27 protein-coding genes and 1 pseudogene are annotated in these 24238 nt (G+C 71.3%); 18 read left to right on the forward strand and 10 right to left on the reverse strand.

Annotation, left to right across the window (positions count from 1 at the left end):
• Positions 1 to 57: 57 nt before the first annotated feature.
• The 9 genes from AAW14_RS19805 to AAW14_RS19845 are packed head-to-tail and all read left to right on the forward strand — an operon-like array spanning position 58 to position 4914.
• A complete protein-coding gene (locus AAW14_RS19805) occupies positions 58 to 486 on the forward strand; it encodes a gas vesicle structural protein GvpA (protein ID WP_265565220.1) in 429 nt (142 codons plus the stop codon).
• The gene (locus AAW14_RS19810; RefSeq protein ID WP_265565221.1) at positions 483 to 1253 is read left to right on the forward strand and encodes a GvpL/GvpF family gas vesicle protein; all 771 of its coding nucleotides are present in this window, start codon (positions 483 to 485) and stop codon (positions 1251 to 1253) included. Before AAW14_RS19805 ends, AAW14_RS19810 begins: the two co-directional genes overlap by 4 nt.
• Before the next feature lie 3 nt (positions 1254 to 1256).
• Positions 1257 to 1520 carry a gas vesicle protein GvpG gene (locus AAW14_RS19815; RefSeq protein WP_265565222.1) on the forward strand — a complete coding sequence of 88 codons (264 nt, stop codon included), beginning with the start codon at positions 1257 to 1259 and terminating at the stop codon, positions 1518 to 1520.
• Complete coding sequence (locus AAW14_RS19820; protein ID WP_265565223.1) at positions 1517 to 2164, forward strand: DNA primase; 648 nt, start codon at positions 1517 to 1519, stop codon at positions 2162 to 2164. Before AAW14_RS19815 ends, AAW14_RS19820 begins: the two co-directional genes overlap by 4 nt.
• A 2-nt stretch (positions 2165 to 2166) precedes the next feature.
• On the forward strand, positions 2167 to 3261 hold the full coding sequence (locus AAW14_RS19825) for an SRPBCC family protein (protein ID WP_265565224.1): 1095 nt from the start codon (positions 2167 to 2169) through the stop codon (positions 3259 to 3261).
• Positions 3258 to 3647, forward strand: coding sequence for a gas vesicle protein (locus AAW14_RS19830; protein ID WP_265565225.1), 390 nt, complete (start codon positions 3258 to 3260; stop codon positions 3645 to 3647). The genes AAW14_RS19825 and AAW14_RS19830 overlap by 4 nt, the downstream gene beginning before the upstream one ends.
• 3 nt (positions 3648 to 3650) lie before the next feature.
• Positions 3651 to 4424: a GvpL/GvpF family gas vesicle protein gene (locus AAW14_RS19835; protein WP_265565226.1), complete on the forward strand. Its 774-nt coding sequence runs from the start codon at positions 3651 to 3653 to the stop codon at positions 4422 to 4424.
• Positions 4421 to 4615, forward strand: coding sequence for a gas vesicle protein (locus AAW14_RS19840; RefSeq protein WP_265565227.1), 195 nt, complete (start codon positions 4421 to 4423; stop codon positions 4613 to 4615). The genes AAW14_RS19835 and AAW14_RS19840 overlap by 4 nt, the downstream gene beginning before the upstream one ends.
• Positions 4612 to 4914, forward strand: coding sequence for a gas vesicle protein K (locus AAW14_RS19845; RefSeq protein WP_265565228.1), 303 nt, complete (start codon positions 4612 to 4614; stop codon positions 4912 to 4914). The genes AAW14_RS19840 and AAW14_RS19845 overlap by 4 nt, the downstream gene beginning before the upstream one ends.
• 125 nt (positions 4915 to 5039) lie before the next feature.
• On the opposite strand, the gene AAW14_RS19850 is transcribed toward AAW14_RS19845, so the two are convergent.
• From AAW14_RS19850 to AAW14_RS19860, 3 genes are all read right to left on the reverse strand, one after another.
• Positions 5040 to 5210 (reverse strand): hydrophobic protein, encoded by a 171-nt coding sequence (locus tag AAW14_RS19850; RefSeq protein WP_265565229.1) that lies wholly within the window; start codon positions 5208 to 5210, stop codon positions 5040 to 5042.
• A gap of 43 nt (positions 5211 to 5253) precedes the next feature.
• Positions 5254 to 6069 (reverse strand): class I SAM-dependent methyltransferase, encoded by an 816-nt coding sequence (locus AAW14_RS19855; protein ID WP_265565230.1) that lies wholly within the window; start codon positions 6067 to 6069, stop codon positions 5254 to 5256.
• 158 nt (positions 6070 to 6227) lie between these two features.
• Positions 6228 to 7721: a bifunctional phosphatase PAP2/diacylglycerol kinase family protein gene (locus AAW14_RS19860; protein WP_265565231.1), complete on the reverse strand. Its 1494-nt coding sequence runs from the start codon at positions 7719 to 7721 to the stop codon at positions 6228 to 6230.
• A gap of 206 nt (positions 7722 to 7927) precedes the next feature.
• Here AAW14_RS19860 and AAW14_RS19865 point away from each other — a divergent pair, with 206 nt between their 5' ends.
• Complete coding sequence (locus tag AAW14_RS19865) at positions 7928 to 9547, forward strand: ABC-F family ATP-binding cassette domain-containing protein (RefSeq protein WP_265565232.1); 1620 nt, start codon at positions 7928 to 7930, stop codon at positions 9545 to 9547.
• Positions 9548 to 9624: 77 nt separating this feature from the next.
• On the opposite strand, the gene AAW14_RS19870 is transcribed toward AAW14_RS19865, so the two are convergent.
• On the reverse strand, positions 9625 to 10734 hold the full coding sequence (locus AAW14_RS19870) for a Vms1/Ankzf1 family peptidyl-tRNA hydrolase (RefSeq protein ID WP_265565233.1): 1110 nt from the start codon (positions 10732 to 10734) through the stop codon (positions 9625 to 9627).
• An 85-nt stretch (positions 10735 to 10819) separates the two neighbouring features.
• On the opposite strand from AAW14_RS19870, the gene AAW14_RS19875 reads away from it, so the two are divergent.
• Entirely contained in the window at positions 10820 to 11095 is a 276-nt protein-coding gene (locus AAW14_RS19875) for a DUF6158 family protein (RefSeq protein ID WP_265565234.1), read from the forward strand.
• Between the two features lie 180 nt (positions 11096 to 11275).
• Here AAW14_RS19875 and AAW14_RS19880 read toward each other — a convergent pair whose 3' ends face one another.
• The 3 genes and pseudogenes from AAW14_RS19880 to AAW14_RS19890 all read right to left on the reverse strand — a co-directional run.
• Positions 11276 to 11815: a type 1 glutamine amidotransferase domain-containing protein gene (locus AAW14_RS19880; RefSeq protein WP_265565235.1), complete on the reverse strand. Its 540-nt coding sequence runs from the start codon at positions 11813 to 11815 to the stop codon at positions 11276 to 11278.
• Between the two features lie 339 nt (positions 11816 to 12154).
• Complete coding sequence (locus AAW14_RS19885; protein WP_265565275.1) at positions 12155 to 12553, reverse strand: DUF2795 domain-containing protein; 399 nt, start codon at positions 12551 to 12553, stop codon at positions 12155 to 12157.
• Positions 12554 to 12652: 99 nt separating this feature from the next.
• Positions 12653 to 12889: pseudogene (locus AAW14_RS19890) on the reverse strand (thiamine pyrophosphate-requiring protein); the annotation flags it as partial.
• A 178-nt stretch (positions 12890 to 13067) separates the two neighbouring features.
• Here AAW14_RS19890 and AAW14_RS19895 point away from each other — a divergent pair.
• The 7 genes from AAW14_RS19895 (at position 13068) to dnaK (ending at position 21527) form a co-directional block, all read left to right on the forward strand.
• Positions 13068 to 13862, forward strand: coding sequence for an RNA polymerase sigma factor SigF (locus AAW14_RS19895; RefSeq protein WP_265565236.1), 795 nt, complete (start codon positions 13068 to 13070; stop codon positions 13860 to 13862).
• A gap of 301 nt (positions 13863 to 14163) precedes the next feature.
• Complete coding sequence (locus AAW14_RS19900; RefSeq protein ID WP_265565237.1) at positions 14164 to 15270, forward strand: hypothetical protein; 1107 nt, start codon at positions 14164 to 14166, stop codon at positions 15268 to 15270.
• 214 nt (positions 15271 to 15484) lie between these two features.
• The gene (locus tag AAW14_RS19905) at positions 15485 to 16729 is read left to right on the forward strand and encodes an aminotransferase class I/II-fold pyridoxal phosphate-dependent enzyme (protein WP_265565238.1); all 1245 of its coding nucleotides are present in this window, start codon (positions 15485 to 15487) and stop codon (positions 16727 to 16729) included.
• Positions 16726 to 17817, forward strand: a complete 1092-nt coding sequence (locus AAW14_RS19910; RefSeq protein ID WP_265565239.1) for an MBL fold metallo-hydrolase — start codon at positions 16726 to 16728, stop codon at positions 17815 to 17817. Before AAW14_RS19905 ends, AAW14_RS19910 begins: the two co-directional genes overlap by 4 nt.
• A 577-nt stretch (positions 17818 to 18394) precedes the next feature.
• Entirely contained in the window at positions 18395 to 18847 is a 453-nt protein-coding gene (locus AAW14_RS19920) for a hypothetical protein (protein ID WP_265565240.1), read from the forward strand.
• A 220-nt stretch (positions 18848 to 19067) separates the two neighbouring features.
• On the forward strand, positions 19068 to 19493 hold the full coding sequence (locus AAW14_RS19925; protein WP_265565241.1) for an OsmC family protein: 426 nt from the start codon (positions 19068 to 19070) through the stop codon (positions 19491 to 19493).
• 171 nt (positions 19494 to 19664) lie between these two features.
• Positions 19665 to 21527 (forward strand): molecular chaperone DnaK, encoded by a 1863-nt coding sequence (gene dnaK / locus AAW14_RS19930; RefSeq protein ID WP_265565242.1) that lies wholly within the window; start codon positions 19665 to 19667, stop codon positions 21525 to 21527.
• A 47-nt stretch (positions 21528 to 21574) separates the two neighbouring features.
• On the opposite strand, the gene AAW14_RS19935 is transcribed toward dnaK, so the two are convergent.
• The 3 genes from AAW14_RS19935 to AAW14_RS19945 all read right to left on the reverse strand — a co-directional run bounded on the left by AAW14_RS19935 (position 21575) and on the right by AAW14_RS19945 (position 24221).
• Positions 21575 to 22393 carry an SAM-dependent methyltransferase gene (locus AAW14_RS19935; protein WP_265565243.1) on the reverse strand — a complete coding sequence of 273 codons (819 nt, stop codon included), beginning with the start codon at positions 22391 to 22393 and terminating at the stop codon, positions 21575 to 21577.
• A gap of 41 nt (positions 22394 to 22434) precedes the next feature.
• Positions 22435 to 23298 carry a helix-turn-helix domain-containing protein gene (locus tag AAW14_RS19940; RefSeq protein ID WP_265565244.1) on the reverse strand — a complete coding sequence of 288 codons (864 nt, stop codon included), beginning with the start codon at positions 23296 to 23298 and terminating at the stop codon, positions 22435 to 22437.
• A gap of 95 nt (positions 23299 to 23393) precedes the next feature.
• A complete protein-coding gene (locus AAW14_RS19945) occupies positions 23394 to 24221 on the reverse strand; it encodes a helix-turn-helix domain-containing protein (protein ID WP_265565245.1) in 828 nt (275 codons plus the stop codon).
• Between the last annotated feature and the right edge of the window lie 17 nt (positions 24222 to 24238).

Genomic DNA, 24238 nt, shown 5'->3' on the forward strand with positions numbered 1-24238 from the left:
CGTCTCCATGGGCAGGACAAGGACACACGACAAGACAGACAAGGAGGAGCGGTCGGTATGACCGTTGTCCCGGCACAACAGACCGGAGGGGGAGGCGGCTCCGGCAGCCTCTACGACGTCCTGGAGCTCGTTCTCGACCGAGGGCTCGTCATTGACGCGTTCGTCCGGGTCTCCCTCGTCGGCATCGAGATTCTCAAGATCGACGTACGAGTCGTCGTCGCGAGCGTCGACACATATCTGCGCTTCGCCGAGGCCTGCAACCGGCTCGACCTCGAAGCCGGGCCGCGCAAGAGTCCCGGACTTCCCGAGATCGTCGGCGAGGTCACCGAGTCCGGAGCGCGGGGCAAGTCGAAGGGCGCCCTGTCCGGTGCCGCGGAGACGATCTCGGGTGCCTTCAAGCAGGCCCGTGAAGAGGGCCAGGGCGAAGGCAGGCCGCGGCCGCGCAAGACGTCGTCTGCCCGGAAGAAGGAGGAGGAGTCGGAGTGAGCACCTACGTCTATGGCATCGCCGCAGGCTCGCACCCCTCGCTCCCCAAGGACATGGGTGGCGTCGGCGATCCGCCGTGTCCCGTCAGGATCCTGAAGGAGGGTGAGCTGGCGGCGATCGTCAGTGAAGCCCCCGAGGGTCTGCGGCCCAAGCGCAGGGATCTGCTCGCCCACCAGAACGTGCTCAGCGAGGCGGGCACGGGCGGCGCCGTACTCCCCATGCGGTTCGGCAGCGTGGCCGCGGACGACACCGCCGTCACCCAGGTGCTCGCCGAGCGCGCCGACCACTACCGGGAGCGGCTCGCGGCCCTGGACGGCAGGGTCGAGTACAACGTCAAGGCAAGCCACGACCAGGAGGCTGTGCTGCACCTGGTGATGGCGGAGAACACGGAGTTGCGCGCCCTGGCCGAATCCAACCGCCAGTCCGGCGGCGGCAGTTACGAGAACAAGCTGCGGCTGGGCGAGATGGTCGCCACCGCGGTGCAGAGCCGCGAGGCGGTGGACGCGGAGGAGGTGCTGCGCCTCCTGGAATCCGCTGCGGAAGCCGTCAGCCCGGGCCCCGAGTCCGCCGGCTGGCTGGCCAACCTCTCCTTCCTGGTGCCCCGAGACTCCGCGGGGGAGTTCCTGGAGACCGTGGAAGAGGTCCGCAAGAGCAACCCGCATCTCGAACTGCGGGTCAACGGGCCGTTGCCGCCGTACAGCTTCGTCGAGCCCGGCCCAGCCGAGCCCGCCGGAAGCGCGACCGGGACGGCCACGGGCGAGGAGTGACCCATGGGACTGCTCACGGAGGCCCTGCTGCTGCCGTTCGCACCGGCGCGCGGCAGCCTGTGGGTGATCAGACAGGTGATCGCCGAGGCCGAGCGACAGTACTACGACCCGGCGACCGTCCGGGCCGAACTCGCCCTTCTCGAGCGCCGGCTCGAGGAGGGCGAGATCACTGAGGAGGAATTCGACCGCGAGGAGGACGCACTCCTCGACCGGCTGGAGATCGGTCTGGGCCATACATCGGGAACGGGCGAGGAGACGACAGGATGAACCGCACGGCAATGGGCCTCGCCATAGGGGCGGGATACGTCCTCGGGCGTACCAAGAAGATGAAGCTCGCGCTCGCGATGGGCTCGCTGGTCGCGGGCAAGCGGATGCAACTGAGCCCCCGCGCGCTCGCCGACCTGGTCAACCAGCAGCTTCGGGACAACCCGCAGTTCAAGGAGATCGGCGACCAGCTGCGCCAGGATCTGCGCGGTGTAGGCAAGGCCGCCTCCGGCGCGTTGCTCGAGCGCCAGATCGAGGGCATCGCCGACCGGCTGCACGGCCGCACCGAGAAGGTGCGCGGGCAGCTCTCCGGCGCCGCGTCCCAGGCCTCGGACCTGACCGGCCTCGGGGAGCAGGAGGAAGAGGGCCGGGCCGATGAGGAGGCTGCCGAAGCCGAGGAGGCGGAGACCCCCGAGGAAGAGGAGGCGTCATCGTCCCAGAGGGCCGCCAAGAAGGCTCCGCCCAAGAAGCGGCCCGCGAAGAAGGCGCCCGCCAAGCAGACCCCGGGACCGAAGGGCGCCGGGAAGGCGGCCGCCAAGAAGGCTCCGGCCAGGAAGACCACCGCGAAGAAGACCACCACCGCGAAGAAGACCACCGCCGCGAAGGGCGCCGGGCGTCGCGGGCCGAGCGGTGAAGGGAGGCGGTGACGATGGCCGACACCGTCGGTTCCGCGAACGGCAAGGCGAAGGGCGGACTCTCCCAGGTCGCCCAGAGCGAGGCCGTTGACCACCTCAAGCAGGAACTGCAGGGTTACCTCGCCGCCCAGGCCGAGAAGATGCTCGTCGGCGTGGGGCGCAAGCTCGGCGAGACCACGGTCAAGCTCAACGACATCGCCGAGGGCAACAGCCCCGGCTTCGCCAAGCTCGCTCTGGAGGGCGGACGCAAGCTCGCCGAGGGCAAGGGCCCGTTGCGCACGATCCTGGAGACGGGCGCAGGTCAGGCGAAGGAGAAGCTCGGAGAGGCGGTGAAGGGCCTCATGGGCGGCAAGAGCAAGCGCAAGGGCAAAGGTGGCAACAAGCCCGTGGTCATCATCGAGTCCATCGACGTCGGCGTGCCGGTGCGCACCGCCTATGACCAGTGGACCCAGTACCAGGACTTCAGCACCTTCGCCAAGGGCGTGAAGAGCGCAAGCCGCGTCGACGACACGACCTCCGACTGGCAGGGGAAGATCTGGTGGTCCAGTCGCAGCTGGAAGGGCACCACCGTCGAGCAGATCCCCGACTACAAGATCCAGTGGTCGTCGGAGGCCGCCAAGGGCACCCACAAGGGCGTCGTCTCGTTCCACAGGCTTGACGACAACCTCACCCGGATTCTGCTGGTCATGGAGTACTACCCCAGCGGCTTCTTCGAGAAGACCGCCAACATCTGGCGTGCCCAGGGCCGCCGGGTCCGCCTCGACTTCAAGAACTTCGACCGCTACATCACCCTCAAGGGCGAGGCGGAGGACAGCTGGCGCGGCGAGATCCGCGACGGCGAGGTCGTCCGCACCCATGAGGAGGCGATCGAGGAGGAGGAGCGCGAGCAGGAGGAGGGGGCCGAGGAGGAAGAAGAGGAACCCGAGGGCGAGTACGAGGAAGAGGAGGAGGAAGCCGGCGAGGAGGAGCCCGAGGACGAGGCCGAGGGCGAATACGGCGAAGAGGAGGAGCCGGAGGACGAGTACGAAGAAGGCGAAGAAGAAGTCGAAGACGGCGAAGAGGAAGACGAGTACGAGGACGAGCGGGCGGGTGCCGGGAGCCGGCGATGACGACACCCCGCAGGCTTCCGGACCCCTACGGGGGACCCAGCAGCGGCGCCAACCTCGCCGACATCCTTGAACGGGTGCTCGACAAGGGCATAGTGATCGCAGGTGACATCCGGATCAATCTGCTCGACATCGAACTCCTCACCATCAAGCTGCGGCTGATCGTCGCCTCAGTCGACAAGGCCAAGGAGATGGGCATCGACTGGTGGGAGGACGACCCGGCACTGTCCACCCGCGCCCGGCGCCAGGAACTGACCCGGGAGAACGCCGAGTTGCGCGCCCGTCTGGAGCGCCTGGAAGCCACCCGTGGCGAGGACCAGCTCGAGGACGCACGTCACGGTGACGGGCGTCGCAGCGACAGGCGTCGCAGCGAAAGGAAGGAGTCCTGAGCGGTGAGTTCGCTCCGGTACGTGTACGCGGTCTGCAGCCCCCTCGACGCGCCTCTCCAGGCCCAGTTGACGGGGGTGGCGGGCGCTCCCGCGCGGCAGTTGGAGCACCACGGCCTGATCGCCGTGCTCAGCCAGGTCCCCGAGGAGGACTTCGCCGAGAGCCCACTCAAGGCGCATCTGGAGGATCTGGAGTGGCTCACCGCCACGGCCCGCGCCCACCAGAACGTGATCGACGCGCTCACCGGCGTCACCACTCCGCTGCCGCTGCGGCTGGGCACCGTGTTCCGGGACGACAGCGGTGTCCGCGTGATGATGGAGGAACGCGAGGAGGACTTCCGTCGCGCCCTGGACCGGCTCGAAGGGCGTGTCGAATGGGGCGTCAAGGTCTACGTCGACGAAAAGGAGACGGAGGCGGCACCCAGCGGCCGGCCGGCCGCAAAGCCCGCCTCAGGACGGGACTACCTTCGGCAGAGGCATATGCGGACCATGGCGCATGACGAATTGTGGCAGAAGGCCGAGGACTTCGCGCGTCGGCTGCATCGAACGCTCTCGGAGCACGGGGAGGACTCCCGATTGCACGCCCCGCAGAACGCCACTCTCTCCGGTGCCTCGGGGCGCAATGTGCTCAACGCTTCCTATCTGGTTCCACGGGAGCGCTCCGAGGAATTCGTGGAATTGGTGGACCGCTCCGAGGACGACACCCCGGGAATCCGGGTCGAGCTCACCGGTCCCTGGGCGGCCTACTCCTTCACCGGACTGACGGAAGGAGCGGCGTGACCGCCGTCGAACACCGGGAGATCGCCCTGGTCGACCTGCTCGACCGGCTGCTCGCGGGCGGGGTCGTCATCACCGGCGACATCACTTTGCGCATCGCGGACGTCGATCTGGTCCGCATCGATCTGAATGCCTTGATCAGCTCGGTCAACGCCCAAGTCCCCTCGCCCTGGCCGGAGGCCACAGGACCATGACAGACAGGACGCCCGACAGGCCGCCGCGCAACCGTCTGGACCTGGAGCCCGACACCGTCGAACGCGACCTGGTCAAGCTCGTGCTGACCGTGGTCGAACTGCTTCGACAGCTGATGGAGCGGCAGGCGGTGCGCCGCTTCGACACGGGGCAGCTGACGGAGGACCAGGAGGAGCGGATCGGGTTGACGCTGATGCTGCTCGAGGACCGTATGGCCGAACTCCGGGAGCGCTACGGACTGCGGCCCGAAGACCTGAATCTGGACCTCGGGCCGCTTGGACCGCTGCTTCCGCGCGACTGATCGCCGATATGACCGATCGCCGACATGACCGATCGGACCGATCGCCGACATGACCGATCGCCGGTGGGTCCTGACCATTCAGGACCCACCGGCGATCGGCATTCCGGTGACGGATCAGCCACCGGTCACCATCGATACCATCGGCCCCTCCCTCCGGCCGCGGTCGTACCGCGCGCCACGAATCCGAGCAGCCAGAGCACGAGCACCGCAAGGGCAACCCACCAGAGCAGTTTCACCGCGAATCCGGCGCCGAAGAGAATCAGAGCCAGCAAAAGAACCAGCAGGATCGGAACCATGTGTATGACCTCCTGGTCTTCCGAGTTTCCCGAAGGCCGGGAATCAGGCGTCCTTTCGGCAAAGAATTTCCCCGTGCAGGACGGCGAACCAGCCGTCGTGCCGCCGCCCCCAGTCCCGCCAGGCCTGCGAAACTGCCTGCAACTGCCTGGGTGTTGCATGGCCCCCTTCGACGGCGCGCTCCGCGTATGCCGACGCGAGCGTGCGGTCCGCCCACAGCCCGCTCCACCAGGCCCGCTCCTCGGCGGTGGTGTAGGTCCAGGTGCTCGAGGTGGCGGTGATGTCCTTGAGACCCGCCTCCAGCGCCCAGGACTTCAGGCGCCGGCCCGCGTCCGGCTCGCCGCCGTTGGCGCGGGCGACGCGGCGGTACAACTCCAGCCAGTCGTCCAGGCCCTCGGACAGCGGATACCAGGTCATCGCCGCGTAGTCCGCGTCGCGGACCGCGATGAACCCGCCCGGCCTGGTGACCCGGTGCATCTCGCGCAGCGCCCGTACGGGGTCGCCCACGTGCTGGAGCACCTGGTGGGCGTGGACCACGCAGAAGGTGTCGTCCGGGTACTCCAGCGCGTGCACGTCCGCGACGGCGAAGTCCACATGGGACAGGCCGCGGACGGCGGCCGTGGCCCGGGCCTGCTCCAGGACGCCCGGTGCCCGGTCAACGCCGGTGACATGGCCGTCGGGCACCAGTTCCGCCAGGTCGGCGGTGATGGTGCCCGGACCGCAGCCGATGTCCAGGATCCTCATGTGGGGCTTGAGCACGTCGAGGAGATACGACGCGGAGTTGGCGGCGGTCCGCCAGGTGTGCGAGCGCAGCACGGACTCATGGTGGCCGTGCGTGTAGACGGCCGTCTCCTCCGGCATGACCTGCCTCTTCTCGTCGTGAACCCGTCGTAGGGACCCCTGCGGCGGCGCCAAGGGGCGGTACGCAACACCGTAGGCGTTGATGCCAAATAATGAGACCTGCGTCTCGCCATATGGACGATGTCCGGAGTGACCCGCGGGGGCCGACGGGTCGGCGGTCATGCGAAGGGCAGCGGCCGATAGACCGTCAGGGCCTCGGGGAGCTTCTCCAGCGTCACATCGCCCTCCACCTCCGTGACTTCCCCGTCGTAGGCGAGGAGGGTGCCGGGGGCCACGCCGGTCAGGCGCAGGCGCCGTACCCGGACGGCCGCATGGGCGGGAGACCGGGACAGCGGGCCCGCGACGGCGGCTGCCAGCAGCCGGGTGGCGGGACGCCGGCCGCCGTGCACGACCCGTACGTCGAGCTGTCCGTCGGCCAGGTCGTAGCGGCGGCCGGGAGCCAGGCCCATGCGGTGGTACATGCCGTTGCCGGCGAAGAGCAGCCACAACGGGCGGACCCTGCCGCCCAGTTCGGCCCGCAGGGGACGGCGCTCGGCGCGCAGGATGCGCAGTGCGGCGAGCACGCCGGCCGGCCAGGCGCCGATCCGGTGGGACCAGCGCTCCCGCTCGCGCACCAGCTCCGGGTACACCCCCAGACTGCAGGTGTTGATGAAACAGCCTTCTTTCGCGCCCGCGGAGAACCGGCCCACGTCCACGCGGACCGCGTCACCCCGCCGGAGGGCGCGGACCAGATCACGGGCGTCCTCGATGCCGAGGTCGAGCGCGAAGTGGTTCAGGGTGCCGCCCGGGAGAACGGCGAGCGGAAGGCCGTGGCGAAGGGCGACGTCGGCCGCCGCGTTGACCGTGCCGTCGCCGCCGCACACGCCGAGGACGCGGGCCCGGGCGGCCGCCTTCTCCAACTCGGAGCACACCTCGGACGGCTCGCACTCCACTGTCTCGGCGCCGGGCAGGGCCTCCCGAAGTGCGCTTATCCGGTCCGCGGTCCCCGAACGCTTGTTTGTCACAACAACGAGCCCCGCTCCGTCGGGCAACGCGGGCGCACTCGCGTGCGGGCGGCCGGGCGGCGGCATCAGGTCGCGGGTGGGGACCAGCCCGCGTACGGCGTAGGCGGCGCCCACACCGAGGGCCGCCCCCGCCAGGACGTCGCTCGGGAAGTGGACCCCGGTGTAGATGCGCGAGACGGCGACGGCGGCGGCGAGCGGCGCGACCGCGGAGCCCCAGCCGCGCGACTCCAGGGCCACGCCCGCGGCGAAGGCGGCGGCCGAGGCGGAATGTCCCGAAGGGAAGGAGGTGGTGATCGGCTGCCGCTTGAGCCGGCGGATGGCGGGCACCGGGTCCAGGACCGGCCGGGAGCGCCGGACCGTGCGCTTGCCGATGGTGTTGATGGTGGCGGAGGCGAGCGCGAGGGAGGCAACCCCGCGGGCGGCGGCCCGGCGGGCACGGGGAGTGCGGGCGGCAGTGAGGGCCGTGGCCGTGGCGAACCACAGAACACCGTGGTTGGCGGCACGGCTGAGACGGGGCAGGACGGGGTCCGCGCCCGGCCAGTGGCGCGCGGCGACGGCCTCGAACAGCCTGCAGTCGAGGGCGAGAAGCCGGTCGCGGAGCGGATGCGGGCCCGGCAGGCGGCCGGTCAGGTCGACATCTGGGGTCATGGGAGGCGGATACCCCAGGACGGCCGAAGCGTGCGAAGAGGTCCGCCGACGCCGGTCTGTTTCCGCCCCGGTCGCTCCTGCCATGGACCGCTCCTGCCCCCGGCCGCTTAAGCCCGGGCCGTGCACCCGGGCTTGGGTCCGGCGGCCGCGGCGGCGTGGCGATAACCGTTTGCCCCCCTCCCGAGCGCCCGCCCACAATGCGCCGCATGGGACACCTCGAAGCCGCGCACCTGGAGTACTGCCTTCCCGACGGAAGGGCGTTGCTCGGCGATGTGTCGTTCCGGGTCGGCGAGGGCGCGGTCGTCGCGCTCGTCGGTCCCAACGGGGCCGGGAAGACAACCCTGTTGCGCCTGATCTCCGGCGAGCTCAAGCCGCACGGCGGCACGGTGACCACCAGCGGCGGGCTCGGAGTCATGCGGCAGTTCGTGGGGTCCGTCCGGGACGAGACGACCGTACGGGACCTTCTTGTGTCGGTCGCTCCGCCCCGGGTCCGCGACGCCGCCCGTGCCGTCGACGCCGCAGAGCACGCCGTCATGACGGTCGACGACGAGGCCGCCCAGCTCCGGTACGCGCAGGCGCTCGCCGACTGGGCCGAGGCGCGCGGCTACGAGGCCGAGACCCTGTGGGACATCTGCACCACGGCCGCGCTCGGAGTCCCGTACGAGAAGGCCCAGTGGCGCCAGGTCCGCACCCTCTCCGGCGGCGAGCAGAAGCGGCTCGTCCTCGAGGCACTGCTGCGCGGCACCGATGAGGTCCTCCTCCTCGACGAGCCGGACAACTACCTCGACGTACCCGGGAAACGGTGGCTCGAGGAGCGGCTCGCCCAGACCCGCAAGACCGTGCTCTTCGTCTCCCACGACCGGGAACTGCTCGCCCGGGCCGCCGAGAAGGTCGTGAGTGTCGAACCGGGTCCCGCCGGAGCGGACGCCTGGGTGCACGGCGGAAGCTTCACCACGTACCACGAGGCCCGCCGTGAGCGCTTCGCGCGGTTCGAGGAACTGCGCCGCCGCTGGGACGAGAAGCACGCGCAGCTGAAGAAGCTGGTGCTGACCCTGCGCCAGGCCGCCGAGAACAGCGCCGATCTGGCCTCGCGTTATCGCGCCGCCCAGACCCGGCTGCGGAAGTTCGAGGAGGCCGGGCCGCCGCCCGAGCCGCCGCGCGAGCAGGACATCACCATGCGGCTCAAGGGCGGCCGTACCGGCGTCAGGGCCGTCACCTGCGAGGGGCTCGAACTCACCGGACTGATGGAACCCTTCGACCTGGAGGTGTTCTACGGCGAACGCGTCGCAGTCCTCGGCTCCAACGGGTCCGGCAAGTCGCACTTCCTGCGCCTCCTCGCCGGCGAGGAGGTCGCCCACACCGGACAGTGGCGGCTCGGCGCGCGCGTCGTGCCGGGCCATTTCGCCCAGACCCACACCCATCCGGAGCCGGTGGGGCGCAGCCTCCTCGACATCCTGTGGAAGGAGCACTCCCAGGACCGCGGCGCCGCCATGTCCCGGCTACGGCGCTACGAGCTGACCGGACAGGCCGAACAGTCCTTCGACCGGCTCTCCGGGGGGCAGCAGGCCCGGTTCCAGATCCTGCTCCTGGAGCTGCGCGGCGCGACCGTCCTGCTGCTCGACGAGCCGACCGACAACCTCGACCTGGAGTCCGCCGAGGCGCTCCAGGAGGGTCTCGAGGCCTTCGAGGGAACGGTCCTGGCCGTCACCCACGACCGCTGGTTCGCCCGTTCGTTCGACCGCTATCTCGTCTTCGGCGCCGACGGCCGGGTACGGGAGACAACGGAGCCGGTGTGGGACGAGCGGCGGGTGGAGCGGGCTCGCTGACGCGCCCGCGGGGGGTGTCCGGCTGTTCGCACGCGGGGGGCAATTCGCGTGCCCGGCGGAAATTTGCCGGACACCGCCTACGCCCAGCGCAGGAGTGCTCCCACGCCGCCCGCCGGCACCTGGTCCACCGTCGCGGCGGTCACCGACAGGGCCGCCGCGCCCGTTTCCACCGCGGAGCGCAGCAGCGCATCGTCGGCGCGGGCCGGCCACGCGTGCCGTTCACCCAGCGCCTCGAGGTCCCTGCGGCGGACCGCGACCTGGTCCGCCTCCTCGCCGATCCACACCTGACGGCCGGTGTCGGGAGCATCCGGATGGATCAGGAGTTCGTCGATGCGGTGTTCGCGTGCCGCTTCCACGACCGCCGGAACGCCCTCGACCGCGCCCGTCCGCCCCTCCTCGTCCGGTGCGCGGGCGGCCAGGAAGCGCTCCAGCTCCTCGGCCGCGCGCTTGCGCACATGGTCGGCCCTGATCCGCTCCACGTCCCCGTCCAGCAGTCGGCTGCCCACGCCGTGCGGTGTCTCGGCCACCTGGTCCAGGAGCCGACTCGGCAGCCGCGCCAGCACGGCGTGCCGCTCCTGCTCCTCACCGACGAGGACCACCAGGTCGGCGCCGGTCTCCTCCTGGCAGACGGCGAGCGCGTCCGCGATCTCGGCCGCGTTGTGATCCCAGGTGTTCTCCACCCGCAGCTGGAAGTGGCGCACCGACCAGTCGGCGGTGGTCGTACGGCGCAGGAGCCACTGCCTCCCGGCCACCGACCCGGCGTCCTGGCTGCTGCCCAGCGCCCCGCGCAGCTCGAACTCGGCACCCCGCCGGTCGATGTACGCCACTACGCACACCGGGTCCTCGTCGGCCAGGTCCAGCAGCGGCGCCGTGTGCGGCAGCGGCGCCCACCGTGCCGAGGAGCCGGACGGCGCGGCGGCCAGCGGCGGGTCCAGGACCACCTCACCGGCCCGGGCGAACAGGGCCCTGCCGTACGGCTCGGGGGAGTGGGCCAGCTCCTCGACCGCCTTCCGCACGGCCCGGCAGGTCGGCTCGTCGGCGCCCTGCCCGGCCAGATCGCGGGAGAGGGCCCGGGCGACGAGGGAGCGCTCGTGCGGCGTGGACTCGGTGTGCCGGGAGGTGTCGACGTATACGGAGGCCCAGGGGCCGGGATGTTCGTACAGTGGATGGAGAAAGGCGAGATCCATGGCTCCCTCCCGGATGCCGCTCGGGTACCACTTTCGGGGCGGGTACCCGGACCGCACCGGGGAACACGACGAGCGGGGTACCACCATGACCGGAGTCGAACCGGGCCGGCTGACCGACCAGCAGCTCATGAAGGAGCTGGAGACGATCCACCGCACGCGCCACGACACGTTGCTGTACGGCTCGAACGACGCGCTGCGCGCCCACAACGGCCGTATGGCGCAACTGGAGGGCGAATACCTGCGCCGCCATCCGCGCCGCCTGATCGCGGCGAGCCGCACGCGCGACGGGGCCCGGATACGGGAAATGGCCGTACGAGAGCTCGGAACCGCCGAACACCAGGGTGCCGACCCCGCCCGCTGACGAAACCCGGGCCGCACGAGGGCCCACCACGCCCACAGGGCCGCCCGCGGGGCGGCCCTGCGCATCCCACATACCGCGCGCCCGGTGCACCACCACCGTCTCCCCGCACAGCGCCGCGACCGGTGCCCGACCCACGGGTCGGGCACCGGTCGCCCGCGCGCCGAGGCCCGGAGCTTCCGCCTAGCTCTTCTCCGCGCCGAACTCCGTCAGGATCGCCTCGTTGAACGCCTTCAGGTCGTCCGGCTTGCGGCTGGTGATCAGCGTGTTGGGACCCTGGTCGATCCGTACCTGCTCATCGACCCATGTGCCGCCCGCGTTGCGGATGTCCGTACGCAGGCTGGGCCACGACGTCAGCGTACGGCCACGTACGACGTCGGCCTCGACCAGCGTCCACGGCGCATGACAGATCGCGGCGACCGGACGGCCCTGCGTGAAGAAGGAGTGCACGAACTCCACCGCCCGCTTGTCCATCCGCAGGAAGTCCGGGTTGGCCACGCCGCCCGGCAGCACCAGCCCGTCGAAGGACTCGGCCTGCACCTGGCCCACGACAGCGTCCACCGGGAACGTGTCCGCCCTGTCCAAGTGGTTGAACGCCTGGATGTGCCCCGGCTTCGTCGACACCAGAACCGGCTCGTGACCGGCGTCGGCCAGCGCCTGCCAGGGGTCGGTGAGTTCCACCTGCTCGACGCCCTCGTGCGCGGTCAGGAACGCGATACGCATGATGTCCTCCATCCTTTCTCCGCCTGTGTGCGGTCACCCCGCGGCCCCGGCCAACTGCACCGAGAGCGGCGGGGGGTTGACCCCGGCACGAACCAGAACGGCAGCAGCCCGTACAGGAGATACCGGGTGGTCGCGTCGCCGACGTCCACGGTGGCGCCGTACGACGCGGCCCGGCCGCGTCCGGCCGCCCTCACACCCAGGCTCACAGTGCCCACGGTCGGCGGGTCGGCGGGTCGGCGCCTCGGCGACAGCCCGCAATGTGATGTCACAGTCCGTGAGTACGCCGTCCGAGCCCTCGGGCGCCGGTGCGACGAGGCTCGCAGTCCCCCAGCCGGTTGCTCATGCGCTCCGCCCGGTCCGCTCCGCCCCCCGTGCGAGGGCTTCAGCGAGCCGCTCGGCGTTGGCGTAGCGCGCCGGGCGCGGAAGCCGCCCCACGGCCTCGACCAGGGGATCGGGCGCGTTCCGGTCGCGCAGGGCGCGAACCAGGTCGCTCGGAGTCGCGGGGAATTGGCCACGCCCGAGATACCGGGCCAGCTCCAGACGAGTGGACTCCAGGGCCGTCCGGGGATCGCCGGGCACCACCGCTCCGCGCCAGACCTCAGGGTCGTCGTCGGCGGTCGGCTCCGGGTCGTGCCACTCGTCGCTCCGGGTGGGATGCCCGGACCTGAGCAGACCCTGCAATTCATGCTTCATCTCTTCGTCACGGTGGGCACTCATCCGGTCGCTGCCTCGCTGCATGACTCCCTCCAGATGTTCGGGGGCGCCCACCGCGTACCCGGTGGGCCGGGATCGACACGGACGGATGGCAGGTAGTCGGTGGCTACTTCCGCTCGTGCGGGGCAGGAACTCCCGCACCTTCGCCGTCAAGCCCTGGCGGATCATCGATCCGCGGCCCGCGTCGCCCTTCGGGATCGCCGCCGCCGTGGCTCCGTTCTGCTCCCGGCGTGCGGCGGGACCCGGCGGCGACGCCGGGTCCGTGACGAACTCGACGATCGCCGGGCCGTCCGTATCCAGTCCAGCGCGCCGGCCCGCCTCCACGTCCTCCGGCTTCTCCACCCCGGCGCCCCGACACCCTTGGGGAACCGCTGTGTTTGCTGTGCATGCGGCGGGGCAGGCGCTGTCTCAGTGCTTCGGACAGGAGGCACGTCCGTGGGAGCGGAGAAGCCCCGCCACGGGTGTGTCTTTTTGTCCCGGGCGCCCCTCCCACGGTGACTGTCCACCCCAGGCACCACCAAGGGAGTTGCGGCTCATCATGCAGAACCGAGCGAGCGTGAAGCACCACCCCCACGACGACGCCCCTGACACCGCGGAGGCCTTCCGCAGGCTCGCGGCCCTCCCTCCTGGCCCCGAGCGCGACGCGCTCCGCGACACGATCGTCGAGGCCTGGTTGCCCATGGCCGAGCGGCTCGCGGGCCGCTTCCGCAACCGCGGCGAGAGCCTCGACGATCTGCGCCAGGTCGCGGCGCTCGGCCTCGTCAAGGCGGTCGACCGGTACGACCCGGAGCGCGGCCACGCCTTCGAGAGCTACGCCGTCCCCACCGTCACCGGGGAGATCAAGCGTCACTTCCGCGACCACATGTGGACCCTGCATGTCCCGCGCCGCGTCCAGGACCTGCGCAACCGTGTCCGGTTCGCCTGCCAGGACCTGTCGGCGACCATCCCGGGCCGCAGGCCGACCGTCGCTGAGATCGCCGAGCAAGCCAGGATGAGCGAGGAGGACGTCCTGGTGGGCCTCGAGGCCCTGGAGAGCTTCACCGCCCTGTCCCTGGACGCCGAACTGCCGGGCAGCGAGGACGGGTACTCGCTCAGCGACTCGCTCGGCTCGCCCGACCCCGCGCTCGACACCGTCGTGGACCGCGAGGCCGTCAAGCCCCGGCTGCAGGCCCTGCCCGAGCGCGAACGCGCCATCCTCTACATGCGGTTCTTCGACGACATGACCCAGAGCAGCATCGCGGAACGGCTCGGCATCTCCCAGATGCATGTCTCCCGTCTGATCAGCCGCTGCTGCGACCGGCTCCGCGAACAGGTGATGAGGGACGCCGCGTAACGGCAGGGGGGGCATCCCCCTGCCGCTCACCGCACCCATCGCCTGGGCGATATGGCGGGACATCAGGTCCATCGCGCGGGCCCTCGCCATCCAGAACGCCGAACGCCGGCCGGGCACCGTTGCGCAACGGCGTGGGCATCCCCCCGGTGCACGACTGCGGTCCCTTTTGTCACCCGCCCGGCGGTGCCGGTAGCGCGAATGGGGCACGGCCGCGCGCGGGCCCGGGCCGGGCGGGCTGTCATGGGGGTGCGAGGGCACGGCCTTCGTGCCCCCGGAGGAACCGGCCGAAGGAGCCCCCCGCATGCGCTGCAGTGCCCGTGTCCTGTCCGCCGCCGCCGTGGCCGGTGCCGCCGTGGGCGTCCTTGCCCCGCCCGCGTCCGCCGACCCGTCAGCGGACATCACCCCGCGCGCCGTCGCACCCGGCGGCACGGTCATCGTCTCGGTGGCCTGCGACGCGGCCGCGGGCACCCTGCCCGACTTCATCGAGGCCTCCTCGCCGGGCTTCGAGGAGGGCAGAGTCCGGCTGAGACGGCTCGAGGACTTCGGCGGCCGGGACGAGGGCAAGGCCGGTGTCCTGTACAGCGGCACGGCCCGGACTCCCGTCGCCGGGTCCGCCGACAGCGGCTCCCATCCGATCGCACGGCAGCCCGAGTGGGCCGTCGACGGCCGGTGCCCGGTGGCCCCGGACGGCCGCGAGAAGCCATGGAGCGCCTGGTTCAGCGTGTGCCACGACGGCACAGGGCGGCAGGGGGAGGGCGATGGCCGACAGCCGGGGCACCAGTTGGGGGATGGCGATGGTCGGGTGTCGGGGAGGCTGCAGGGGGACGGCGACGGTCGGCAGTCGGGGCGGCAGCAAGGGGATGGCCGGGCTCAGCTGCCCGTTGAGGTCCCGGGCACGCTGCCGGGCGGGCAGCTGGGAGACGGCGATGGTCGGGTGTCGGGGAGGCTGCAGGGGGAGGGCCAGGTCCAGGTGCCCGGGGAGTCTCCGACCAGGCTGCCGGGGGACGACGGGGGGCGGCAGCAGGGGCAAGGGCTGGGCGAGGGTCAGGGCAGGCAGCAAGGGCAAGACCAGGGTCAAGGCGTACAGCAAGGGCAGGGCCGGAACGAGGGTCAGGGCAGGCAGCAGGGGCAAGGGCTGGGCGAGGGTCAGGGCAGGCAGCAAGGACAGGGCCAGGGTCAAGGCGTACAGCAAGGGCAGGGCCGGAACGAGGGCCAGGGCAAGCAGGACGGGGAGCGGCAGTCGGGGACGCGGCCGCCCGTAGGGGCCCAGCACGGGGTGCAGGCGGGCGAGGGCGGTGCCTTCAAGGGGTCCGTGCCCGCGCTTGCCACGGGAGGCACCCTGATCGCGGGGGCTCTCGGTGCAGCGGTGCACCGGGTATGGCGGCGCAGACCGTCCGGCTGCGGCTGACGTGATCCGGGCAACTCGGGCGAACGCCCATGACCGACGGGAACCCGGGGTACTCAGAGCCCGAGGGCACCTTCGACGCCGTAGAGGAGAACCGTAGAGGAACACCGTAGAGGAATTGGAGTGCGGGAACAGGCGACGGCCACGTGCCCAGGGCCCGCGGCGAGCCGGTGCCCGGGGGCCCCGGCACGGCACCACGGACTGCGCGGAGGCACATATGCGGAGGGACACGGAAGGGCACGGCCCCGTCCGTTACGGACCGCCCCTTCCCGCGCAGGGGCTGCCCCTCCTGCCGGGCCTGTCCGCTGCGCTCGCCGACGCCGCGTACCGCGACGGCACCGACTCCATCGGCGCCGCACCCGCACTCCTCGACGCCGCCTGCGGCTATTTCGGCAGGCGCGGGCTGGCCGCCGAACCCCACATGCTCGCCGCCGCCCCCGGTGCCCCCGCCCTGCTCGTCGCGCTCACCGCCGCGGTCGGCGGCGACGTCCTCGTCCCACGACCGTGCCCCGCCTGGTGGACGCCCCAGGCCCGGGCGCTGGGACGGTCCGTGTTCCATGTGGCGACCCCCGCGGAGTGCGGCGGCGTCCCGGACCCCTACGCCCTGCTGGAAACCGTCCGCAGGATCCGCGCCGAAGGCGGAGACCCGCGCCTGCTCGTGCTGGCGGTCGCCGACGACCCCACCGGCACTGTGGCACCGCCGGAGGTGGTGCACGAGACCGTCGAGGCCGCCGCCGGCGAGGGACTCCACCTGGTGAGCGACGAGACCTGGCGCGACACCGTGCACCGGCCGCACGACACCGTGTTGCTCAGCCCCGCCGAGATGCTCCCCGACCGGGTCACCGTCGTCACCGACCTCGCCGGCGCCCTCCTCCCGGCCTGCTGGCCCGCGGCCGTCGCCCGTTTCCCGGCCACCACCGACGGCACCGAGCTGCGCGCCCGCGTCCTCGATGTGCTCACCGCGCTGGGCGCCCGTATCGCCGACCCGGTGGCCGCTGCGGGCGCGTACGCCCTCGACGAGCCCCCCGACGTCGTCGAGCGCCTCACCGGCGCCACCGAACTGCACGCGCGCGTGGCCGCCGCCGTGCACCGGGCCGTCGTCGCCGCGGGCGCATTCGCCCGGCCCCCGCAGGCCGGGCGTCACCTCTACGCCGACCTCGGACCGCTGCGCCCGGCCCTCGGCGCGCACGGTGTCGGCGACGCACAGGAACTGGAGGACTTCCTCACCGCCCGGCTCGGCATGCCCGCGCCGGGCGGCCACCGCTTCGGGGACGAGCTGGCCGCACTCCGCGTCCGCCTGTCCACCGGCCCGTTCCTCGGCACGACCGCCGAGGAACGGGCCCGATGCCTCGTCGCACCCGAGCCGCTGGAACTGCCACACGTGCAACGCGCGTTGATCCTGCTGAGGTCGGTGCTCGACGATCTCCGCGACGACGCTCAGCGATGGGAGCCTCCTCGATGACGCAACAGTCAGAGTCGACGACGGACGCCCTCCCGGCGCACCAGGACGCCGGTGAGCCGGCTTCCGTGTCCCTTCTGAGCCCCGGCCCCGGCCCCGGCTCCGGGCCGCTGGCCCCGCTGCCGCCGCTCGCCGAGCCCCGTCCGCTCGCCGAACGCCGTATCTGGCCCCGATCCTTCGTGGACAGGCTGACCGCGCCCCTGCCCGGGCTCAAGGCCTTCGCCCGCTTTGCGCGCGAGGGCGCGGTGCGGCCCGAGCCCGAAGGCCTGAAGGACATCCCGCTGTTGCCGTACGAGCCGGCGCCGCTGCCGCGGGTCGGCGCGCGCACGGTCGCCGTCTCGTGGGCGGGCCACGCCAGTTGGGTGGTGCGGATCGGCGGGCTGAGCGTCCTCACCGACCCGGTCTGGTCACGGCGCATCATCGGCACGCCCACCCGGATCACCCCCGTCGGTATCGCCTGGAGCGCACTGCCGCGCATCGACGCGGTCGTCATCAGCCACAACCACTACGACCATCTGGACGCTCCCACCCTGCGCAGACTCCCGCGCGAGACAGCGGTGTTCGTCCCGGCCGGCCTCGCCCCCTGGTTCCGGCGGCGCCGGTTCACGTGCGTCACCGAACTGGACTGGTGGGAGGGCGCCGAACTCGGCGGCGTGCGCTTCGACTTCGTTCCGGCGCACCACTGGTCCAAGCGCACCCTGACCGACACCTGCCGTTCGCTGTGGGGCGGTTGGGTGCTGACGGCGCCGGACGGACAGCGCCTGTACTTCGCGGGCGACACGGGCTATGGCCACTGGTTCGAGCGGATCGGCCGCCGCTATCCGGGGATCGATCTGGCGCTCATGCCGATCGGCGCGTACGACCCGCGATGGTGGCTCAGCGACGTGCACTGTGATCCGGAGGAGGCGGTCCGGGCCATGGCCGACCTCGGGGCACGGCGGATGGCGCCCATGCACTGGGGCACGTTCGTACTGTCGGCGGAGCCGGTCCTGGAACCGCTGATGCGGGCGCGGGCGGCCTGGGAGAAGGAGGGGCTGGACCCCGAGGACCTGTGGGACCTGCCGGTGGGGGCGTCACGCGTGCTGGAGTGAGAGGGTCTCGCCCCCACAGAAGAGACACCGTCACCTCCGGCGCATGGGGCGCGGCAGGCGCACGAACTCGTCCCCCGGCGCGCGGAATCCACGGGGGGCGCACGAGATCCATGCCGATCGGCCCGTACGCGCCCTGGTGCACCGGCACCGCACTCCGCGCCATCAGCCGAGCCGCGGCCTGCGCCATCAGCCGAGCCGCGGCCTGCGCCATCAGCCGAGCCGTCGCCTGCGCCATCAGCCGAGCCGCCGCCTGCGCGACAAGCCGAGCCGCCGCTCGCGCCGTGCCAAGATGCTCCGGGCCCAGCTCCGGTCCCCGGCCGCCGACCGGCCACAGCCCGATGTCCACGTCCGCGTCCGCGGCCGGGGCCGGGGCCGGGGACGACGGCGGGTCGTCACCGCATCGCCGCAGATACGCGCGGTAGCACACGAACTGCGGGCCCGTCAGGAAAGGTGCACAGTCGTGCAGGTGGCGTGACCCCGCCAGGTGATCCCGGCCGACACCCCTGTGCCCCCTTCGTGCGACTCCCCCCGAGCCCGCGGTCAGGAGTAGGGTCGGCGGCTGAGGTGAGGGGGCACCATGGGAGATGCGCACGGCACCTCCGGCCCGCGCGAGGCCGGCGGCCGGCCGGTCACGGTCCGGGTCACGGCGATCGCCAGTCTGACGCCGCTGGAGGAGCTGGACGCCGAGCCCTTCCTCGTCGACTCCCGCAGCCAGCACGCGATGTGCGCGCGCTGGGCGGCGGAGCGGGGATACGTGGTGACGAGGGAGCTTCTGGTTCGGGGCCTGCGCCCCGACCACGGTGCGCTGTGGACGGACGTGGAAGCGGGCCTCGTCGACCTGTTCGTGGCCCCCAGCCACCGCGTCCTGGAACGAGCCCTGTCCTCGGTGGAGGAGTTCACCGCCGAGTGCGCGCGGCGGGGCGTCCGCGTCGAGACGGTCGGCCGCGCGGAACCCTCGTACGACGCCCAGATGAAGGCCTGCGTCCATCGTCGGCTGTCCCTGCCGACGGCTGGCTACGACGGCCGGTGACAGACGAGGACGGGCCACGAAGGGAAGACCACACGCAGCGAAGACCACACGCAGCGAAGACCACACGCAGCGAAGACCAAGGGAGCACGGACCACGGAAGACCAACGGAGCGCGAAGGGAAGCCGGCCCGGTGGCGCGGTGTGACGGGTATGCCGGTGGCGGGTGTGATCGGATGGGGGCGACGGAGCCCGGTAACGGGACCACACCGAAAGGAAGAACCGTGGCAACCACGCGCACCGCACACACCGTCTGGGACGGCAACCTGCTCGAGGGCAGCGGCGTCGTCTCCTTCGACTCCTCCGGCATCGGCCGGCAGCCGGTCACGTGGGCCTCGCGCGCCCAGGACGCAAACGGCAGGACCAGCCCCGAGGAGCTGATCGCCGCCGCCCACTCCAGCTGCTTCTCCATGGCGCTGTCGCACGGCCTGACCGGCGCCGGCACCCCGCCCACCAAGCTCGAGACGAAGGCCGACGTCACCTTCCAGCCGGGTGAGGGCATCACGGGCATCCACCTCACCGTCGTGGGGACGGTCCCCGGCATCGACAACGACGCGTTCGTCGCCGCCGCCGAGGGTGCCAAGAAGAACTGCCCGGTCAGCCAGGCCCTGGCCGGTACGACGATCACCCTGGACGCCAAGCTCGCCTGACATCCGTCCGTCCGCAGGTGCCGCGCCCGCCGTCAGGGGCGCGGCACCGCCGTTTCCGGGGTACCCGCTCCCCGGCTGAGAGGCACCCGGCACCGAACCGAGGGCATTGACAAGGAGCCACTCAAGTTTTCTGATGGAGTGCGAGAAGCGCCCTGGCGGAAGGGGACAGCGATGGCACGTGCGGTCGGGATCGATCTGGGTACGACGAACTCTGTGGTGGCCGTCCTGGAGGGTGGTGAGCCCACCGTCGTCGCCAACGCCGAGGGCGCGCGGACCACCCCCTCCGTCGTGGCCTTTGCCAAGAACGGCGAGGTGCTGGTCGGCGAGGTCGCCAAGCGGCAGGCCGTGACGAACGTCGAGCGCACCGCGCGCTCGGTGAAGCGGCACATGGGCGACGCCAACTGGCGTTTCCCGGAGCAGGGGTCGGTCGACGGCACCCGCTACCGGGCGCAGGAGCTCTCCGCCCGCGTTCTGCAGAAGCTGAAGCGGGACGCCGAGGCCTATCTGGGCGAGGACGTCACCGACGCCGTGATCACCGTGCCCGCCTACTTCGACGACTCCCAGCGCCAGGCAACCAAGGAAGCCGGGGAGATCGCCGGGCTGACGGTCCTGCGGATCATCAACGAGCCGACGGCCGCGGCCCTCGCGTACGGCCTCGACCGCGGCGAGGAGCAGACGGTCCTCGTCTTCGACCTCGGCGGCGGCACCTTCGACGTCTCCCTCCTGGAGATCGGCGACGGCGTCATCGAGGTGAAGGCCACCAACGGTGACACCCACCTCGGTGGCGACGACTGGGACCAGCGGATCGTCGACCACCTCGTCCAGCGCTTCAGGGGGCAGTACGGCATCGACCTGGGCGCCGACAAGATGGCGCTGCAACGGCTGCGCGAGGCCGCCGAGAAAGCCAAGATCGAGCTGTCCAGCTCCAGCGAAACGACCATCAACCTGCCCTACATCACGGCCTCGGCCGAGGGTCCGCTGCACCTCGACGAGAAGCTGACGCGAGCTCAGTTCCAGGAGCTCACCGCCGATCTGCTCGACCGCTGCCGTGCCCCCTTCCACCAGGCGGTCAAGGACGCGGGCGTGAAGCTGTCCGCGATCGACCACGTCATCCTCGTGGGGGGCTCGACCCGGATGCCCGCCGTCACCGATCTGGTCAGGGAACTGACCGGCAAGGACCCGCACAAGGGCGTCAACCCGGACGAGGTCGTGGCCGTCGGCGCGGCCCTGCAGGCCGGTGTCATCCGCGGTGACGTGAAGGACGTGCTGCTGCTCGACGTCACTCCGCTGTCCCTCGGCATCGAGACCAAGGGCGGCATCATGACCAAGCTCATCGAACGCAACACGACCATTCCCACCCGGCGTTCGGAGATCTTCACGACCGCCGAGGACAACCAGCCGTCCGTCGGCATCCAGGTCTACCAGGGCGAGCGGGAGATCGCCGCGTACAACAAGAAGCTCGGCGTCTTCGACCTCACCGGGCTGCCGCCCGCACCGCGCGGGGTGCCGCAGATCGAGGTGGCCTTCGACATCGACGCCAACGGGATCATGCATGTCTCGGCGAAGGACCTCGCGACGGGCCGGGAACAGAAGATGACCGTGACCGGCGGCTCCGCGCTCCCCAAGGACGAGATCGACCGGATGATGCGGGACGCGGAGCAGTACGCCGAGGAGGACCGCAAGCGCCGCGAAGGCGCGGAGACACGGAACCAGGCCGAGCAACTCGTCTACCAGACCGAGAAGTTCCTGAGGGAGAACGAGGAGCGCGTGCCGGCCGGGACGAAGGACGAGGTGACGGCGGCGGTCGCGGAGCTGAAGGGAATCCTGAAGGACGAGGTGGACACGGTGGCACTGCGCGCCGGAGTCGAGAAGCTGGCCGGCGTCAGCCAGAAGATGGGGCAGGCCATGTACGCCCAGGCCCAGCAGGCGCCGGCCGAATCCGCCGAGCAGCCCACCCCGCCGAAGGACGAGGAGGGCGTGGTCGACGCGGAGATCGTCGACGACGACAAGGACGCCAAGGGCGGGGCTGCTTGAGGCTTCGGCCGCTGCCGGTCCGGCATTCCGGCAGCGGCCGCGCCCGGTCACGGTTTGCGGGCGACCCCCGCATACACGGGCACGATCCCCTCGGCCTGGGCCGTCACGTCCTCGGCGTCCGGCCGCCACCCGGAGACGGGGATCACTCCGGGACCCAACAGCTCCAGCCCGTCGAAGAAGCGCGAGAACTCGCCGATCGAGCGGGGGAAGAAGGGTGTGCCGCTGTGCCGGAACAGTTCGGCGGCACGCTCGACGGCCTCGGCGTTGAGGTCGGCGGTGACCTGCGACAGGATCAGATGGCTGCCGGGGGCGAGGGCCTCGACGTAACGCTTCAGCAGACCGTGCACGTCGTCTCCGTCCGCCGCGTCCCCGAGGTAGTGGGTGAGCGCGACCAGGGACAGCGACACCGGCTGCCCGAAGTCCAGGGACTCGGCAGCCAGCGAGAGGACGGTGTCCGGGTCACGGACGTCCGCGTGGACGTAGTCGGTGACGCCCTCCGGAGTCCCGCGCAGCAGCGCCTCGGCGTGCCGCAGCACGATCGGGTCGTTGTCGGCGTACACCACGCGCGCCTTGGGAGCGACCCCCTGCGCCACCTGGTGCAGGTTGGGTTCCGTGGGGATGCCCGTGCCGATGTCGAGGAACTGGCGCACGCCCGCCAGCGCCACCGCCCGTGTCGCCCGGTGCATGAACCGGCGGTTGGCGCGTGCCCCGCGCCGCACGGCCGGGTCCGCGGCGAGGATCTTCCGGCCAAGCTCCTCGTCCACCGGGTAGTTGTCCTTGCCGCCCAGCCACCAGTCGTACACGCGTGCGGGGTGCGGCCGGGTGGTGTCGATGCGGATGGGCGCTGCTTCATGGCCGCTGGTCATGCGGATGCTCCTGAAGGTGTGAGGCACGGGTACGGCATCGGTCAGAATGTGTCGCGGTACTCCACGAGGATCGCCCTCGTGCGTTGCGCGGAGGCCGCCTTCGCGGACATGTGGTCGAGGACCTCCAGGTGCATGACCACCTCGGCACGCGAGTCGAGGTAGAGAGCGCCGGTCAGGTACTCGCTGTAGACCATGTCGGGCAGCTCGGGCTCGGCGAAGCGGAACAGCACGAACGGCGTGTACGTCCCCGGGTGCGGGCCGGAGGCGTACTCGGCGACCTGGAGCGTGATCCGCGGATTCTCGGTGGCCTCGAGGAGCCGGTCGAGCTGGTCGCGCATCACCTGGGAGCGGTTGCTCACCGGGCGCCGCAGCACCGTCTCGTCCATGATCACCCAGAGGTGCGGCGGATCCTCCCGGGTGAGCAGCTTCTGACGCTCCAGCCGCAGCGCCACATGCCGCTCGATGTCCTGGGGACGGACCTGTGCGACGGTTCCGGCCTCCAGCACGGCACGCGCGTACTCCTCGGTCTGCAGCAGCCCGGGCACGAAGTGCGGCTCGTAGGACCGGATGATCCGCGCGGCCCCCTCCAGACTGACGTGAAGGCTGAACCAGTCGGGCAGCACGTCGTGGTAACGCTGCCACCAGCCGGGCTGGTTGGCCTCCTCCGCGAGGCGGACGAACGCGGCGGTCTCCTCGTCGGGCACGCCGTACGTCGCGAGCAGCACCTGGACGTACGGGATCTTCAACGCGACCTCGGCGGTCTCCATGCGCCGCACGGTCGCCGGGGCGACGCGCAGCAGCTGTGCCGCCTCCTCGCGCTTGAGCCCGGCCGCCTCCCGCAACTCCTTCAGCCGCCGCCCGAGCACCACCTGCCCGACGGTGGGCGCAGCCCGCCGCTCACTCACGCCCCGCCTCCCCTACGCGCCGAAGCATGCGAGCAGTGTGACACGTTCGGAAGTCGCTCTCATGAGCGCGGTTCCGGCCTCCAGTTGAGGAGACGTCAGAAACCTGCGGACTGGAGGTACTTAACCGTCGCCGGATCCGCGGGCAGGAACGTTTCGATGGCCAGCTCCGCGACCGTCACGTCCATCGGAGTGTTGAAGGTGGAGATGGACGAGATGAAGGACAGCACCCGGCCATCGTGCTCGATCCGCATCGGGAGCGCGAAGTGCGGGGCGTGCGGACCGTGTTCGGATTCCACCCGGTCGGGGACCGGATACGCCGCCACCTCCTCGTACAACATACGCAGGGCCTCCGACCGCTGCAGGGCGATCTGGCGGTCCATCTGCGCGAGCAGATGGTCGCGCCACTCCCGCAAATTGCGGATGCGCGGCGCCAGGCCCTCGGGATGCAGCGTGAGACGCATCGCGTTCAGGGGCGGCGTGAGCAGCCGGTCCGGCACGCCCTCCAGGAGCATCGCGATGCCCCGGTTCGCCGCGACCACCTCGTACGTCGCGTTCACCACCAGCGCCGGATACGGCTCATAACCCTGGATCAGCCGTTCCAGGCCCGCTCGCAGCGACTCCATCGACGGATCGTCCAGCGGTGTCTCCGGGTAGTGAGGGGCGTATCCGGCGGCCAGGAGCAGCGCGTTGCGCTCGCGCACCGGGACGTCCAGGTGCTCGGCGAGCCGCAGCACCATCTCCTCGCTCGGCCGCGACCGGCCCGTCTCGACGAAGCTGATGTGCCGCGCCGACGAGCCCGCCCGCAGCGCCAGTTCCAGCTGACTGACCCGCCGCCGCTCCCGCCAGCCGCGCAGTAGCGGGCCGACGCCCTGTTCGGAAGGGGCGGGTGAGGGAGCGGAGATTCCGGACGGGACAATGGTCATACGAGGACCGTAGTCGA

The sequence above is a fragment of the Streptomyces hygroscopicus genome (genome assembly GCF_026168105.1).
In the GTDB taxonomy this organism is placed as follows: domain Bacteria; phylum Actinomycetota; class Actinomycetes; order Streptomycetales; family Streptomycetaceae; genus Streptomyces; species Streptomyces hygroscopicus_D.

Coding starts and splice junctions, on each gene's coding strand:
- AAW14_RS19860 (WP_265565231.1), bottom strand. CDS start 7,721: ATGACCCCAGATGTCGACCTGACCGGCCGCCTGCCGGGCCCGCATCCG.
- AAW14_RS19845 (WP_265565228.1), top strand. CDS start 4,612: ATGACAGACAGGACGCCCGACAGGCCGCCGCGCAACCGTCTGGACCTG.
- AAW14_RS19830 (WP_265565225.1), top strand. CDS start 3,258: ATGACGACACCCCGCAGGCTTCCGGACCCCTACGGGGGACCCAGCAGC.
- AAW14_RS19865 (WP_265565232.1), top strand. CDS start 7,928: ATGGGACACCTCGAAGCCGCGCACCTGGAGTACTGCCTTCCCGACGGA.
- AAW14_RS19895 (WP_265565236.1), top strand. CDS start 13,068: ATGCAGAACCGAGCGAGCGTGAAGCACCACCCCCACGACGACGCCCCT.
- AAW14_RS19900 (WP_265565237.1), top strand. CDS start 14,164: ATGCGCTGCAGTGCCCGTGTCCTGTCCGCCGCCGCCGTGGCCGGTGCC.
- AAW14_RS19805 (WP_265565220.1), top strand. CDS start 58: ATGACCGTTGTCCCGGCACAACAGACCGGAGGGGGAGGCGGCTCCGGC.
- AAW14_RS19870 (WP_265565233.1), bottom strand. CDS start 10,734: ATGGATCTCGCCTTTCTCCATCCACTGTACGAACATCCCGGCCCCTGG.
- AAW14_RS19825 (WP_265565224.1), top strand. CDS start 2,167: ATGGCCGACACCGTCGGTTCCGCGAACGGCAAGGCGAAGGGCGGACTC.
- AAW14_RS19935 (WP_265565243.1), bottom strand. CDS start 22,393: ATGACCAGCGGCCATGAAGCAGCGCCCATCCGCATCGACACCACCCGG.
- AAW14_RS19880 (WP_265565235.1), bottom strand. CDS start 11,815: ATGCGTATCGCGTTCCTGACCGCGCACGAGGGCGTCGAGCAGGTGGAA.
- AAW14_RS19815 (WP_265565222.1), top strand. CDS start 1,257: ATGGGACTGCTCACGGAGGCCCTGCTGCTGCCGTTCGCACCGGCGCGC.
- AAW14_RS19855 (WP_265565230.1), bottom strand. CDS start 6,069: ATGCCGGAGGAGACGGCCGTCTACACGCACGGCCACCATGAGTCCGTG.
- AAW14_RS19875 (WP_265565234.1), top strand. CDS start 10,820: ATGACCGGAGTCGAACCGGGCCGGCTGACCGACCAGCAGCTCATGAAG.
- dnaK (WP_265565242.1), top strand. CDS start 19,665: ATGGCACGTGCGGTCGGGATCGATCTGGGTACGACGAACTCTGTGGTG.
- AAW14_RS19820 (WP_265565223.1), top strand. CDS start 1,517: ATGAACCGCACGGCAATGGGCCTCGCCATAGGGGCGGGATACGTCCTC.
- AAW14_RS19885 (WP_265565275.1), bottom strand. CDS start 12,553: ATGCAGCGAGGCAGCGACCGGATGAGTGCCCACCGTGACGAAGAGATG.
- AAW14_RS19905 (WP_265565238.1), top strand. CDS start 15,485: ATGCGGAGGGACACGGAAGGGCACGGCCCCGTCCGTTACGGACCGCCC.
- AAW14_RS19850 (WP_265565229.1), bottom strand. CDS start 5,210: ATGGTTCCGATCCTGCTGGTTCTTTTGCTGGCTCTGATTCTCTTCGGC.
- AAW14_RS19945 (WP_265565245.1), bottom strand. CDS start 24,221: ATGACCATTGTCCCGTCCGGAATCTCCGCTCCCTCACCCGCCCCTTCC.
- AAW14_RS19920 (WP_265565240.1), top strand. CDS start 18,395: ATGGGAGATGCGCACGGCACCTCCGGCCCGCGCGAGGCCGGCGGCCGG.
- AAW14_RS19910 (WP_265565239.1), top strand. CDS start 16,726: ATGACGCAACAGTCAGAGTCGACGACGGACGCCCTCCCGGCGCACCAG.